This is a genomic window from Bacteroides sp. RTP31139st1_H2_RTP31139_211217 (assembly GCF_040227615.1).
Lineage (GTDB): Bacteria > Bacteroidota > Bacteroidia > Bacteroidales > Bacteroidaceae > Bacteroides > Bacteroides uniformis.
Genome location: NZ_JBCNZM010000013.1, coordinates 23,868 through 39,338 on the forward strand (window position 1 = coordinate 23,868; position 15,471 = coordinate 39,338).

The following is a 15,471-nucleotide window of genomic DNA, read 5'->3' on the forward strand; positions in this document are numbered from 1 at the left end:
GTGCTACTGCAAAAAGTTTGCAGCTCTTTGCAGTAGCAATGCTTTGATTGAGAGCAAGTTATAAAACAGACCTTTTGCCATTGATTGGGTCGGCTGTTTCCTTTGGCCGGGTATCAATAGTCGGGGTTCTGTACCAGTACTCCGTTCGATTTGTCTATCTCTGTCTGGGGCAGAGGCAGTAGTGCATTCTTGTCCTGGTAATTCTTTCCGGCAGCTTGCAGCACTTCTTTGGCAATGCCCCAGCGCACGAGGTCGTAGAAGCGGTCGGGTTCCAGTGCCAGCTCTACGCGGCGTTCGTGGCGAATGGCGTCACGCAGCACAGACTGGCTGGCAGATTCTACCTTCGGAAGCACGTCTGCCAGTGTGCCGCGGGCATGGGCGCGTACTTGTTCCAGATACCCGGCGGCTTCGCCTGTCAGCCCTTTCTCGTTGGCGGCTTCGGCAGCCATCAGCAGCACGTCCGGATAGCGGATGAGGCGGATGTTTACCCAGAAACCCATACGGCTGTACTTGCGGCGCAGTGTCGGGTCCGTGTAGGCCTTCTTGTTGAAGTAGGTACCCATGGCGGTGGATACGGGTGACTCGCCATAAGGCTGGTTGGTATTCTCCGGTGTAATGGGCTCGTCCGTGCTGTGACGGAAGTAGAGCAATGTGGCGTTCCGGCGCGGGTCGCCCGGTTCAAAAGCTTCTCCCATCAGTTTGGTGGCCATGTGCCAGCCCCATCCCAGGTCCCACTCGCCGGCTCCGCGCACCCCTTGCACCTGGCAGAACTGGCTGCCGATGCTAGCATCCTCTTTCATGGCATCGGTGGCTTCGCATTGCAGTTCGAAGATGCTCTCACCGCAATTCTCCCCTTCTACGGTGAAGACTTTGTCGACCGGTGTATTCAGGTTGTAGATGCCCGACTTTATCACTTCGGTGGAGGCTGTGTACATATTGTCCCAATCGTTCCGCATCATATAGGTGCGTGCGTGCAGGGAGCGTGCGGCGCCCCAGGTCAGCCGTCCCGTATAGTCGCTGTCCCACCGCAGGGGCAGGCATTCTTCGGCTTCGGTCAGGTCTTTGTCAATCTGTTCGTATATCTTTTCCGCCGTGGTCTTGGGCACGTTGGCATCGGAGGCTTCCACTACCTTGATGGTGACCAGCGGCACTTCGCCAAAGGCGCGTACCAGGTTGAAGTAGCACCAGGCACGGAAGAAGAGCGCTTCGCCGCGGTTGCGGATGGCTTCGGTGTCGTCCTTGTGTCCGCTCTTCTCAATGTCGTCCAGGATTTCGTTGCACTGGTAGATGATTTTGTAGTTCTGTCCCCAATAGGCGCTGAGCGGCCCGTTGGAGGCAGTGTATTCGAAGTCGTCCCACATGGCGGCCTCGTTGCTGCCGTCGCCGGCATCACTGCCTTTCTCGGAGTCCTCGCTGCGCACCATGTGCACCATAAAAGCAGGAATACCGGCAGTGATGTCGTACGAGCGCATCAGGTAGTAGACGTTGAATATCTTCCCGCCTACAAGGGCGTTGGGAGAGTCATCTTCCGTGAACTGCCCCAGCGGATCGCGGTCCAGGAAGTCGTTGCAGGATGTCAGTGAGAGGGCTGTTGCACCCACCAGCAATGTAAATATGTATTTTATCAGTTTCATAAATTTATATTTTTCATTCCCCGTTCCCTTTGAAGGAGTCGGGGGAGGTTTGAAGTTACTCTTTTTTAGGGGAGAGGCTTTTAGAACGTCAGATTAAATCCGAACGTATAAATCGCCGGCATCGGATAACTGCCGTCGTCCACCCCGAAGGCGATGGCGCTTCCGCCCAGTTCCGGGGTATATCCGGTGTTGTGCTTCCACGTCTTCAGGTTCTGTATGTTCACGTAGAGTTTCAGCGCCTGCATGCCTATCTTCGAAATCAGCGCCTTGTCGAAGTTGTATGCCAGCGACACGTTACGGATGCGGAAGAACGAGCCGTCCTCTATGTAATACTCGGAGTTCAGATTGTTGATGGTATGCTTGGTGTTCAGCAGCGGCTGGGTGTTGCTGGTCCCTTCACCGTGCCAGCGGTCCATGCGTTGCTCCATAAAGTTGAACTGGCTCCAGTTGTAGTTGTCCCAGGTACGGTAAATCTGATTGCCGCCTTGTCCCATCATGTCAACGGCAAGCTCCCAGTTCTTGTAGCCCAGGCCGAGCGTGAAGCCGTAGGTGACATCGGGTGTAGGATTACCAATCATCGTACGGTCTGCCGTGGTGATTTCACCGTCACCGTTCACGTCGCGGAATTTCAGGTCGCCCGGGGTGACGGTTGCCAGTGTGTTCTTGGGAGAGTGCTCAATCTCCTCCTGGGTCTGGTAGACGCCTTCCACCTTGTAGCCGTAGAAGTAGCCGATGGGGTATCCTGCCATTGTGTAGCTCTGCTGCTTGTCTCCGGCTATGATGGAGTAGCCTTCCTGCACGAGGCTCAGTACCTTGTTCTTGATGGTGGCAAGGTTCATTCCGATGTTGTAGTTCCAGTCGCCTATCCGGTCGCGCCAGCTCAAGGCAAGCTCTACGCCCGAATTCTCGATGGAGCCAAGGTTTCCGATACCCGGTACGGTGCCCGAGATGCCCGGCACTTCGGCCAGCAGGTCTTTGGTTTTCTTCTTGTAGTACACCCCTTCAAAGTGCAGGCGGTTGCGGAGGAAGTTGGCTTCTGCACCGGCTTCCCAGGCTTCCACCTTCTCCCAGCGCAGTTTGGGGTTGGGCAGGTAGGCAAGCTGGTAGCCCGGATAGATGGCAGACGGGGTGCCGAACACGGCGGAGTAGGCATTCGTCAGCAACGGTTCGGCGGGATAGGCGCGGTCCAGGTTCTGGTTGCCCAGTGTGCCCCATGAGCCTTTCAGTTTCAGCATATCCAGCCAGGTGATGTCCTTCATCCATGCTTCCTCGCTCATCAGCCAGCCCAGGCCGACGGAGTAGAAGTTCTGCCACTGGTTGCCGGTGTAGGAGAAGGCGGAAGAACCGTCGCGGCGGTAGGAGCCGTTGAACAGGTACTTGCCCTTGTAGTTGTAGAGCACGCGTGCCAGCACGGACACGGTGGAGCGCTCCCACTGCGTACTGCCGTTGGTGGCGGTGGCTGCGTCGCCGATACTTACGTACCATTTGTCGGGATTGTCCGGAATGACCAGGCCTACCCCTTGGGTACGGGCGCCGTTCAGATTCTCGAGCTTGTTGTAGTAGGTGGTGAAACCGGCTGTGGCCGTCACGCTGTGGTCTCCCCAGGAGTTGGTGTAGGTCAGCAGATAGTCGCTCTGTACCTTCATTTCCGTTTCTTTGGCTTGGGACACTCCGGTCTTGCCGTTGCCCAGCGTGGCTATGTCTCCCTCGACGCTTGCGTCATATACCTGGATAACCGGGGTGTATGTCCGTGTGCTGTTCGAGGCATAGTCCAGGGAGAACATGGCCTTGAACTGGAAGTGTTTCAGGAAATCCCATTGCCCGTACACGTTGCCCGAGCCACGGTAGTTCTCGGCTTTCGTGGTATTCGCCTTCAGGTCTACGTCCACCATCGGGTTGTTCATCTGTGCCTTCTGGAATCCGGGCAGTGAGGTGTAGAGGCCGTACTCGGAGTTGAATACATGCGCCACCGGAGCTGCGCGCAGGGCTGTAGCCACACTCTTCGTGTCGGCGGGCAGCATGCGTGCCCCGTTGAATTGAAAACCTACCTTGAGGTTGTCCGTCACTTTATAGTCGTTGCTGATGTTCAGCGTAATCTTGCTGTACTTCTCGTGCTTGATGTTGCCTTGTTCGTAGGCATAGCCCGCACCGAGATAGAAGCTGTTCTTGTCCGAGGCACCCGTGATGCTGATGTTGTTGTTGGTGATGAACCCAGTCTGGAAGATTTCATCCTGCCAGTTGGTGTTTCCCGTCCAGTCCGAGAAGTTGTATTCCGGGTTGCCTTCATTCCTCAACTGTTCGTTGTACAGCAGTTTGAAGCCTTCGGCATCCGTCAGTGCAATTTTGTCGGTGACGGACTTGAAACCGAACGAGCCGTTGATATTGACGCGTGTCTGTCCCTCTTTCGCCTTCTTGGTGGTGATGATAATCACGCCGTTGGCACCGCGCACACCGAAGATGGCGAGCGACGACGGGTCTTTTAGTATCTCCATGGATTCGATGTCCTGCGGATTCAGGAAGTTGATGTTGTCGTTGAACAGTCCGTCCACCACATAGAGTGGCTTGTAGCCGTTGATGGAGTTTGTTCCGCGTACACGGATTTCCGGGTCGGAGCCTGCCTTGCCGGAGTTTATCACCTGCACGCCGGCAATCTTTCCTTGCAGTGCGGATACGGGGTTGACCACCGGCTTGTTGGCGATTTCGTCGCCTTTAATGTTGGTGATGGAGCCCGTAAGGTCTCGCTTCTTGGCGCTGCCATAACCGATGACAACGGTTTCGGCCAGCATCTGCGAGTCGTCTTTCATCTGGACGTTGATTACCGACTGGCTGCCTACCTTGACAGCTTGCTTCACCATGCCTACATAGGAAAAATCCAATGTGTTCTCCGGGGTGGCCTGGATGGAGTACCGGCCGTCTATGTCGGTAATCACGCCATTGGAGGTTCCCTGCACCAATACGGTGGCACCAATCAGCGGGTCACCCAGGGCATCGGTCACGGTACCGGTTACTGTTTTCTCCTGCGCCGATGCGGCGACACTTGCCAGCAGGCACACCGTCAGAAATAGGTTTCTCAGTCTTCCGGTTTTCTTCTTGGGAAGGTTTAGGTTCTTCTTCATTACATTGATTTTTTAGTGGATAAATCATTCAGTTTCTCCTCTGAACAATCAAAATGCAAAAAAGATTTGGTGACGGTGTTAAAAAAGGGCAGCCCGGTTTTCGCGGACTGCCCTCTTACCTAAAAGCAAAACTATACCTATTTCAACTCAAAACTCGTAGTCTTTACATCGCGGCTGTTGGGTCCAATCATTACATGGAACTCGCCGGGTTCGTATACATACTGTATGTCGTAGTTGTAGAACTTCAGCAATTCGGGGGTAATGGTGAAGGTCACCTGCTTGCTTTCGCCTTTTTTCAGGTGGATGCGCTCGAAGCCTTTCAGCTCTTTCACGGGGCGGGTAATGCTGCCCACCAAGTCGCGGATATAGAGCTGTACGATTTCATCTGCATCGTAGTTACCCGTATTGGTTACGGTTACGGAAGCGGTCAGCTTGCCGTCCGCATTCAGTTGCTTGGAGCTGAGCGTGATGTCACTGTACTGGAAGGTGGTGTAGCTCAAGCCATAGCCGAAAGGATACAGCGGGTCGTTGCTCACATCCAGGTAGTTGCTGCGGAACTTCTCGAACCATTTGCCTTCTTTCAGAGGACGGCCGGTATTCTTGTGGTTGTATGCCATAGGCAACTGGCCCACATTCTGCGGGAAAGTGGTGGTCAGCTTACCGCTGGGGCAAACGTCTCCGAACACTACGTCGGCAATGGCGTCTGCAGCTTCACTACCTCCGAACCATACATTCAGGATGGCAGGAACATTTTCATTCTCCCAAGTCAGCACTACGGGACGTCCGGAGAACAATACCAATACTACGGGTTTGCCCGTTTTCAGCAATGCTTCCAGCAGGTGGCGCTGTGCGTCCGGCATTTCCAGTTCGGAACGGCTACTGCTCTCACCACTCATCTCGGAGGACTCGCCGAGGGCGGCTACAATGACATCGGCTTGTGCGGCTACTTTCAGGGCTTCGTCCAGCAGTTCTTGGTCATTGCCACGGGGCAGTTCACGGCCGAACATCGTGGCGCGTGTCTGGTAGTCGGCATCGTACATCAGGTTGCTGCCTTGTGCATAGAGAATGTTGGCCTTGGAGCCGACAGAATTCTTGAAACCTTCCAGCAGGGTGCTGTATTTGTCTGCTGTGGCTGCCACACTCCAAGTGCCCGGCATGTTGGCACGGGTGTTGGCAAGCGGGCCAATCAAGGCGATATTGCCTTTGCGTTGCAAGGGCAGCAGATTGTCCTGGTTCTTCAGCAGTACGAATGTCTCTGTGGCAATCTGGCGGGCGATGGAACGGTGTTCGGGAGTGAACACTTCTTTTTCGGCACGCTTCACGTCGCAGTATTTATACGGATTGGCAAACAGTCCCAGCTTGTATTTGGCTTCTAGGATGCGTCGGCAGGCTTTGTCAATGTCGGCCTCAGTCACTTTGCCTTCTTTCAGGGATTTTTCCAGTGTGCCGATAAATCCGTCGGCTACCATGTCCATGTCTGTTCCGGCGGTCAAGGCACGTGCGGATACTTCCTGCAGGTCGCCGATTCCGTGGTCTATCATTTCGGAGATGGCTGTATAGTCTGTCACCACGAAGCCGTCGAAGCCCCATTGGTTGCGCAGTACGTCGGTCAGCAGCCAGTGGTTGGCAGTGGCGGGTACTCCGTCAATTTCATTGAAGGAGGTCATTGCGCTACCCACACCGGCTTCTACGGCAGCCTTGTAGGGAGGGAAGTATTCGTTGAACATACGGTTGCGGCTCATATCCACCGTGTTGTAGTCGCGGCCGGCTTCTCCGGCGCCATACAGTGCGAAGTGCTTTACGCAAGCCATTATCTCGTTGTTGGCACTCATATCCTTGCCCTGATAACCGCGAATCATGGCTTGTGCAATGGCTGAACCCAGGAAGGGGTCTTCACCGTTGCCTTCTGATACACGTCCCCAACGGGCATCGCGGCAGATGTCCACCATCGGGCTGAACGTCCAGCAGATACCGTCTGCACTCGACTCAATGGCGGCGATACGGGCCGATTTCTCTATAGCCTCCATGTCCCAACTGCACGAGAGTGCCAAGGGGATGGGGAATACCGTTTCGTAACCGTGAATCACGTCCATACCGAACAGCAAGGGGATGCCCAGGCGGCTGTTCTCTACGGCAAGTTTCTGCACTTCGCGGATGTTCTTCACGCCTTTCAGGTTGAACAGACCTCCGACTTCACCGTTGCGGATTTTACCGGCAACGTCGCTGCTCTTGGCTTGTCCGGTGACGATGTTTCCCGTTACCGGCAGGTTGAGCTGACCGATTTTCTCGTGCAGCGTCATTTTGCCCATCAGCTCCGTAATGAATTTATCCATCTCCTGCGGATTGCCTTGGGATGTGTTTTCTTTGGGCGTTGCCGTCACGGTGAGGGCAGAGAAAGCCAAGGCTGCTAATAATGTGTATTTCTTCATATGATATAATTTTGATTATCCCCTCCGGCCCCCTGAAGGGGGAGGGGAATAGTGATATAGAAATTCAACTTAAGCTTAGCTGCTCCATCATGTCGCATACTAACTTCAATCGTAAATCCCTAAGCCTTAAATCCCAGCTTCTGCAATCCTTCCTGAACCTCGGGACAGCTCATGAAGAGTTTCCACAACAAGCCGGAACGATAGTTCTCAATCATCGGGGCAATGGTGCATTGGTCGATGGCAAGATAGCGGGGCACCGTCCAGTCACTTCCCTCGGAGAAGGCATCGTAGAATCCGTACTTGCCCCAAATCCAGTCGCCTTTGGAATAGAAATACTTCAGTGCACGCATGGATTCCTCCGGTGTGTAGGGAAAACTGGACAAGGCTGCTGTCGGTGTGATGACACCATGGTCGTTGTCGCCCGGGCAGTGGGCTGCATAGCCTTTGGTAGAGTAGCTGGCGGTCAGTCCCCAGCAGTCCTCGCCGTAACCTTTGTATTGTTTGGGATTCTCCACGCAGTAGCGGTAGTTGGAGAGGGCATGGTTGCGCACCACGTTCCAGTAGTTGGCATAGCGGTCGCTCAGGTTGCGCGGGTCCAGACCGATGTGCGAGTATTGTGCCCAGAACAAGGGACCGCCCAGTTTCTCGGCTCCGTTGTGTTTCAATTCCAAAGGCAGGCCGTAGGGGGCAGAGTCGGACTTGATGCCGCCGCCGCGTGCCCAGCCGTTGTGGTAGGCTGAAGCCGGAACGGGATAAGTGGGGGAGGAGGCTGCGAGCACATACACAATCAATGCTTCGTTGTAGCCTTCCAGCGGGAAGTTCATTTCCCAGTTGTATTCAGGAGACCAGTGCCAGTAGATGACATCCTTGCCATTCTGATACCAGCTGAACTCCATCTCTTTCCACAATTGGTTAATCTTCTCTGCCAGCGCCTTTTCCTGCTCGTTGCCGTCGCGGAAGTATTGGCGTACGCAAAGCAAGCTTTGCATCAGGAAGCAGCTTTCCACCAAGTCTCCGCCGTTATCTTTTTGTCCGAAAGGTTTCACCTTGCCGGTAGGGCCGTACAACCAATGGGGCCATACGCCGTGGAAGCGGTCGGCGCGTTTCAGGTAATCGGCAATCTTGGTCAGGCGCTTCACGCCTTCTTCCCTGGGGATGAAGCCGCGTTCGATGCCTACCAGCAGTCCGGCTATACCAAATCCGCTGCCGCCGGTGGTGACAACATTCTGGTCCTTTTCGGGATAATCCCCATCCAGGTGGATGCGTTCGCGTGCCAGTCCGGAGGTCGGTTCCGCACCGTCCCACATGTAGTTCAAATGTACCTTCTGGATGTAATCAAGCATTTCGTCATCCGAAGCGAATGATTCGGGACGTACTTCCTCTGTGTCGGGCTTTTCCTCTTTTCCGTTCTCTTTCCCGTTTTCCTTCAAGTCGGAAGAGCAGGATGCACAGCTCGCCAATGTGGAAATCAGGAACAAAGCCAGCACATGTATCATTATTGGTTTTTTCATATCTTTATTTCTTGTGTTTAATTTTTTGTCGTCTTGCACAATGGCGAGCGGCCGTTTTCGTTCAGCGCCTCGATGGTGAAGTAATAGTCCGTGTCCGCATCCAGTCCGCGGAAGTCATATTCCGTCTGTCCCAGTACCGTGATGGCATTGTACATCTTGCCTTCGGCGGTGCCGTAGTAGATGTTGTAGCCATAGGCGCTTGCTTCGGGTTGCCAGGAGATAAGGGCATTCCGGCGGTCTTTCCTGTCACGTTTCACAGTCAGTCCTTTCACGGCTTGCGGGACATCGCCGTCACCGTTCCCGAAGACGCGGAAGCCGGACAAGGCGACATTTCCCGTAGGCATGTGCACATTCTCGTATTTCAGATAACGGGCACGCAACGGCTCGTTGAGCTCGATGTAGTCGTGCGGACAATCCTTGTCACTGTCGCTCTTGTCTATGACCAATGTCCATTCTTTTCCGTCTTCGGAAGCAAAAATACGGTATTGGTGATAAATATCCATGGCACGGTTGTATTGAACCGCTTTATGGTCGTAGAAGTTCAACTGCACGGCACGTACATTCTTTGTGCTGCCCAGGTCTATCCCGGCCCATTCGCCAGGGTTGCCGGAACGGGCTGCCCAGTAGGTGCGCATACTTTCGTCCGTCAGGTTGGAAGCTGCATGGATGCTATCCGTAGATGATACCTCCACCGGTTTGCCGTAGGACAGAAGCATCCATCCCGTGAAACGCTCTGCAGGGTTCTTTACGTCCATCGGTTCTGCCCAGTTGGGATAATCGCCGAAGGCAGTGGACGAATACATGACACCATCCTTGTCGAAAGCCACCGGATAAAGACCGATGCGGCGTTCGAACTTGTACTTCAGGGAGAGCATGCAGGTGGCCACGTGCCAGTAATTACCTTTCACGTCGCAGAACGTGCCTCCATGACCGGCACCTTGCACATAACCGCCCGGCTTGTAGCACATCGGGTTATGCTTCTGGTAGACAAACGGGCCCAGCGGGGAATCCGAAACATATACGCCATCGGCATAGACTTTGAATTCAGTGCCCGGAGCACCATATTGGAAATAATATTTGCCATTGTGTTTGGTCATGTAAGCGCCCTCTGTGAATGGGCGGAGTGTCACTTCATCGTCATTGTTCATGCCGAAACGTTCCCAGCCGTGTTCTTCGGGGCGGAGCATCATCACTTCGTGAATCTTGCTGATGGGATAGAAATCATTCCGGTCCAGTTCCACCGCCTTTAGCGGATATTCATTGCTGGAGCCATAATACATATACAGTCTGCCGTCATCGTCCAGAAACATGCAGGGGTCCCATGTGGGAAGCACATTCTTTTCGATGGCACGTTTGAAACGTCCCGTTTTGGGGTGTGTACTGTACCACACGGCAAGGCCTTCGTAGGTGGAGCCGGTATAGAACAGCGTGTCACCGCTTACATAGGCTGCCGGTGCGCACTGGTCGTCGTCCGTAGGCTTGCGTTGGAAGCCGGCAGGAACGAAATCCCAATCCACCAGGTTCTTGGAATAGTGAAAACCGCCCTGGTTGGTGGAGAACAGAAAGTATTCTCCCTTGTATTCCACCGCCATCGGGTCGGCAGAGGAACGGAACGAACCGTTGGGACGCACATTGTTGTTGAAAGGCTCGAAATTGTAACTGATGTTCATCGGATTGCAGAAGGTGCGCGACAGAGGCGCCTGTGGGTCATACCACCGGGTCGCCTGGGCGGGACGGCGGATTGCGGTTGCCTTGTGTACCTCTTTTTCCATCACTACCTCAATATCGGTTTCATCCAGTGCCAGGATTCTGTTCACTATCTTTTTCCCGGGATAGTAGACATACAGGTGCACGTCGTTCTTCGCTCCTTTGATGGCAAAGCTGCCGTCGTGGGCAGTGGTATTGTGCATGGGACTTGCGAAGAACATGACTGTGGCGCCTGCGAGTGGCTGGCGGTTGGTGTCCAGTACGTGTCCTTTTACGATACGGTCTTGGGTTACAGTGATATAATAGTCACTGACTTGCCCCTTCACCACTTTGATGGAATCGTCAGGGGTTGCCTTTGCCGTCAGAGCGGCAAAGGCTATTCCACAACTGATTAGGAATCTTTTTACCATATTGGAGCGGATTTATTCGGCAATTCCGTCAGTGGGTTCCAGCTTCAGGTCGGGAAGGTCGTCCAACTGGTTGGCTGGTATGGGCCAATAAGTCTTTTCTGCTGTCCATCCTTTGGGACCGAGTACGGTGGCGGCATCGCCGGTACGCACCAAGTCCACATAACGGGCACACCATTCGCCGCAAAGCTCCATCCGGCGTTCGTCCATCACGTCTTTCAGGGTAACACCGGTTTTGGTGCTCATGCCTGCACGCCGGCGCACTTCGTTGTAGCCTGCGTCTCCATCCTTGCCCAGTCTGACTTTGGCTTCGGAGTTCATCAGCAGCACTTCGGCATAGCGGATGATACGCACATTGTTGTTGGCTCCGTAGGTCGTACGTGGAAGAGTCATCTGATTGTAGGGAAGGTAACCTTTGCCGTTCCAACAGTCGGTCTTGGTGGCCGATGTGGGACCTACCTGCCAACCCTCGCGCGTCTTGCTCAGGGCTTTCAGGAAAGAAGTTTCGGCACGCACACCTTCGCCACGGGCTTCGGCCCATGCCACGAACTCGGGTTCATAGCCTATGAAATTCCAGCCGCCTATGGACTTGGTGCCTTCGGCTTGCTTGTAGCTGATGGTACCGTCTGCGTTCACTACTTCATCATACCTCTCTGCCATGTTCGGACCCTGGAAATTGAACCATTGGTCTACGCCCAGGTAATCGCCAGAACCATTGCCGTAGTCTGTTACCTGGCATTCGAACAAAGATTCGTCACACAACTTTCCGGGAATTTTGAACAGCTGGTAGAAGTCGTCGTAGAGACGGAATCCACCGTTCTTGATGATGTCATCGGTCAGTGTCTCCACTTGTGCATAGTCTCCTTTCAGCAGATAGATGCGGGCGGCCAATGCTTGGGCGGTGAAGGCTGTCACGGCTCCCTTGTGTTCCATCTGGTTGGGACGCATGCGGGGCAGTTTGTCGATGGCGTAGTTCAAATCTTCCAGCATATAATTATATACGGCCTCTACGGTAGAACGGCGAAAATCGGTCTGCAGGTTGTCACGGTAGATGACGGTGGGACCGAAATTGGTCACCAGACAATAGTAAGCCCATGCACGGATGGTACGTACTTCGCCGCAATAGGATTCGTAGGTTTTGTAATCTTCGCTTCCTGCAGCAAGATATTCGGCATAACCGTCGAGGCTTTGCAGGGCGGCATTGGTGATGCGGATGATGTCGTAGAAGTTCATCCATACCTGGTTCAGTGCCCAGAATGAGTTGTTGTAGTTGAACTTGCGTCCGAAGGCCACGGCATCGCCCTGGTCATCGGTACGGCCCGACCACACGTCACCGTCGCGGGTGAACATCAATAGTGCGTTGCACCAGTGCATGCCCTGTGTGCGTACTTTGGAGTAGGCACCCACTACGGGTTGGTACATATTGTTCTTGTTGGTAAAGTCCACGCCTTGTTCGGGAACTTTGTTCTCCGGATCGATTTCTATGAAATCGGTGCAAGCGGTAGCTCCTCCCAGTACCATCATGGCCGGAAGTATATATGCGAATGTTTTCTTTAAGAATTTCATTGTTTTACGTTTTAGGGTTTAGAAATCTATTTGCACTCCGAAAGTATAGGTTGAAGTCAGAGGGTATACTTCGGTATCCCAACCTTCGGCATCCGACACTTCAGGTGTGAAGCTGTTGGCCTTGAAGGTAGTGAAGGGGCGGTCGGCCGTCAATGAGAGGCGGAGTCCCGGCATCACGTAGCTGCCTATCTTCAAGTTCTTGAACGAGTAGCCCAGCGTGATGTTCTGGATGCGGAAGTAATCGGAGCTTTCTACGAAATAGGAAGCGTTGTTACTGTCTGATTTGTTCCAGGTTTTGAGAAGAGCCTTGGCCGACGGATGTTCGTTGGTAGAGCCTGCACCCGTCCAGCGGTTCTCATACTGTGCACGGTCAAAGTTATAGTAGTCGGCTGCATAGCGCAGGGCACGCTTACGGTTCCACAGTTCGCCGCCTGCTTGTCCGTAGGTAGTGAGGCTGAAGTCGAAGTTCTTATAAGAGAATCCGGCATTGAAGCCATAAGTAAAGCTGGGCACGTATGAGCCCAACACCTGCTTGTCGTTTCCGTCTATCACATGGTCGCCGTTCACGTCCTCGTAGATGAAGTCGCCGGGTTCCAGTCCGTTGGCCACGGCGATGGGGTCGGCAGCACATTGTTCAGGAGTCTGGTAGATGCCGATGACCTTGTAGCCATAGAATGAGTTCATCGTCTCGCCCACCATATTCACGGTCTTTCCGCCTTTGATGATTTTCATGTTTCCTTTTAGGCTTTTCACTTCGTTATGCAGATAAGAGAGATTGACGCCGATGTTGTAATTGAAGTCCTGGCCAATCTTGTCGTTCCAGTTCAAGGAGAGGTCGATACCGGTATTCAGAATCTGTCCGTTGTTGCCGGCCAGCAGCTCGCCACTCATCGGGAGCTTGGGTGAAATCACGGCGTTGTCAGTCAGACGGTAGTACCAGTCGATGTCGGCGTTCAAGCGGTTCTTCAGTGTACTGAAGTTGACGCCCACGTTGGTTTCGTTCACTACTTCCCAACCCAGCCAGCTGAAGTTGGTGGTGTTGATGAATCCGTCGATGGCGGTATTGGGACCGAATACGGACTGTACGTTCTGTATGCTTGCGAAGCCTGCACTGGCAGCAATCTTGTCGTTACCCAGCTTACCCCAGCTGGCACGCAGCTTCAGGTAGTCGAAGATATTCTGGTTCTTCATAAACGGTTCTTGGGAGATGACCCATGCGGCACCGATGGAGGGGAAGTAGCCCCATTTGTCGTTGTACTTGGACGAGCCGTCGGCACGGAAGGTGAACATCAACATGTACTTGTCGTTGTAGTTGTAATTCAGTCGGGTGAAATAGGAGAGACCGCGGTATTTCCAGCCGTCGTCTTTCACCGTAGCGCCTTCCTTGTTGCCCAGTGCGATGTATTTCCACACGTCCTCACCTTCGGGCACGTTGGTGGCGGTACCTTCGAGCAGGCGGTATTGCTCTTGACGCATGGATGCACCCAGCATACCGGTAAAGGAGTGTTTGCCCCACTTGTCAGTATAAGTGGCCACGTTGTCCCATATATATTTGTAGTAGTTAGTGTTCTTTTTAGTGAGTTCGGTAACCTCTTTCTTCTGGTTGGTGCCTACATAGTAGGTAGGAGTGAACTCAGAACCGCGAATCATTGAGTAGTCGTAGCTGTAGCTACTGCGTATATTCAGCTTGTCGGGGATGAGGTTGAGCTGTGCATAGAAGTTGGTCAGCACTTGGTAGGTCTCGTTCCGGTTGTCGTAATAGTTGGCAGTGGCTACCGGATTGTTGAAGTTGTTGGTCAAGCCCACCTGCTCGGGTGATGTGTACTTCTTAGGGAATACGGCATCGTCGCGGCGGTCATCATACACCGGGATGATAGACGGTGTGTTGTATGCCTGTTGCCATGCGGCATTCTTGGGAAGCTGCTGCTGCGAGTTGCTGAATACGCCGTTGAAGCCTACTTTCAGCCATTTGCGGGCTTCGTAGTCAAGGGCGGCACGGAAGTTCAAGCGGCGGTAGTAGTTTTCCACGTCCATGATACCGTCTTGTGCCAGATAGCTCATGCCGGCAGAGTAGGTCGCTTTTTCCGTACCACCGGAGATATTCAAGCTGTGATTGGTCATCATGGCTGTGCGCAACAGTTCGTCATACCAGTTGGTATCGGCATTGAATTGCAGGTTTTCCATATTGCCTCCGAATTCGGCTACTGACTTTTCGAAAATCGACCGGTAAGCTTCCGGGTTGGCTTCCAACATCATGGTGGCATACTCGTGAGAGTTACACATCTCCAGCAGGTTGGTGGCTTTCTGAATACCTACATAACCGTTATAGGTAATCTTGGCATCCTGGTTGCGGCTTCCTTTCTTGGTGGTGATGATTACAACACCGTTGGCGGCGCGTACACCGTAGATGGCAGATGCGGATGCGTCTTTCAAGATGGTCATGTCCTGAATGTCGGAATTGTTCAGGAAGTTGATGTTGTCGTAGAACATTCCGTCCACTACATAGAGAGGAGAGGTGTCACCGAAGGAACCCATACCACGGATGGTCACTTTAGGACCTTCGCCCGGCGTTCCCGAATTGATGATGTTAACACCCGGTACCTTTCCCTGCAATGCTGCCATCGGGGAGGAGGTAGGAACATTGATAAGTTCTTTCTCTTTGACAACGTCAATCGGGGCCGTCAGGTCTTTCGCCTTGGCCGAACCGTAACCGATAACAACAACTTCTTCCAGTAGTTGTGCATCTTCACGTAGCTTTACATTAATGACGGATTGTCCCGCAGCGCTTATTTCCTGCGGCAACATGCCCAAATAGTTGAATACGAGAGTTGCGTCTTCGGGGACGCCGTTCAGTACATAGTTACCGTCGAGGTCGGTAGCTGCTCCAATAGTAGAGCCTTTTACTACAACCGTGGCTCCAATAATCGGTTCGTTGTTCTGATCAACAACAGTTCCTTTAACTGTCTTTGTTCCTTGTGCCAAAACTGTCAGTGGCAATGAGAACAAAATCATGAATAGAAGAAATAAAGTTTGCCTTCTCATAAACTAAATTTAAGAGTTAATAATTCTGCCGGCAAAGGAAGTAATTACGGTAAGTAAGG

7 protein-coding genes are annotated in these 15,471 nt (G+C 53.2%); all 7 read right to left on the minus strand.

The features are described from left to right. Window positions 1–113 precede the first annotated feature (113 nt). Window positions 114–1,634, minus strand: a complete 1,521-nt coding sequence (locus ABUA47_RS03425; RefSeq protein WP_035447066.1) for a RagB/SusD family nutrient uptake outer membrane protein — start codon at window positions 1,632–1,634, stop codon at window positions 114–116. 80 nt (window positions 1,635–1,714) lie between these two features. After that, window positions 1,715–4,750, minus strand: a complete 3,036-nt coding sequence (locus tag ABUA47_RS03430) for a SusC/RagA family TonB-linked outer membrane protein (RefSeq protein WP_035447064.1) — start codon at window positions 4,748–4,750, stop codon at window positions 1,715–1,717. Between the two features lie 137 nt (window positions 4,751–4,887). After that, window positions 4,888–7,179, minus strand: a complete 2,292-nt coding sequence (bglX, locus tag ABUA47_RS03435) for a beta-glucosidase BglX (RefSeq protein ID WP_005830329.1) — start codon at window positions 7,177–7,179, stop codon at window positions 4,888–4,890. A gap of 119 nt (window positions 7,180–7,298) precedes the next feature. Next, on the minus strand, window positions 7,299–8,690 hold the full coding sequence (locus ABUA47_RS03440; RefSeq protein WP_035447059.1) for a glucoamylase family protein: 1,392 nt from the start codon (window positions 8,688–8,690) through the stop codon (window positions 7,299–7,301). Between the two features lie 17 nt (window positions 8,691–8,707). After that, the gene (locus ABUA47_RS03445; protein ID WP_035447057.1) at window positions 8,708–10,807 is read right to left on the minus strand and encodes a family 43 glycosylhydrolase; all 2,100 of its coding nucleotides are present in this window, start codon (window positions 10,805–10,807) and stop codon (window positions 8,708–8,710) included. A 12-nt stretch (window positions 10,808–10,819) separates the two neighbouring features. After that, window positions 10,820–12,370 carry a RagB/SusD family nutrient uptake outer membrane protein gene (locus ABUA47_RS03450; RefSeq protein ID WP_347774477.1) on the minus strand — a complete coding sequence of 517 codons (1,551 nt, stop codon included), beginning with the start codon at window positions 12,368–12,370 and terminating at the stop codon, window positions 10,820–10,822. 18 nt (window positions 12,371–12,388) lie between these two features. Then, entirely contained in the window at window positions 12,389–15,412 is a 3,024-nt protein-coding gene (locus ABUA47_RS03455) for a TonB-dependent receptor (protein WP_349831422.1), read from the minus strand. Window positions 15,413–15,471: the final 59 nt, after the last annotated feature.

Bases quoted from the DNA above. Each gene is read 5' to 3' on its own strand.
- ABUA47_RS03440 (WP_035447059.1), bottom strand. From the start codon at position 8,690: ATGAAAAAACCAATAATGATACATGTGCTGGCTTTGTTCCTGATTTCC.
- ABUA47_RS03425 (WP_035447066.1), bottom strand. From the start codon at position 1,634: ATGAAACTGATAAAATACATATTTACATTGCTGGTGGGTGCAACAGCC.
- bglX (WP_005830329.1), bottom strand. From the start codon at position 7,179: ATGAAGAAATACACATTATTAGCAGCCTTGGCTTTCTCTGCCCTCACC.
- ABUA47_RS03445 (WP_035447057.1), bottom strand. From the start codon at position 10,807: ATGGTAAAAAGATTCCTAATCAGTTGTGGAATAGCCTTTGCCGCTCTG.
- ABUA47_RS03455 (WP_349831422.1), bottom strand. From the start codon at position 15,412: ATGAGAAGGCAAACTTTATTTCTTCTATTCATGATTTTGTTCTCATTG.
- ABUA47_RS03450 (WP_347774477.1), bottom strand. From the start codon at position 12,370: ATGAAATTCTTAAAGAAAACATTCGCATATATACTTCCGGCCATGATG.
- ABUA47_RS03430 (WP_035447064.1), bottom strand. From the start codon at position 4,750: ATGAAGAAGAACCTAAACCTTCCCAAGAAGAAAACCGGAAGACTGAGA.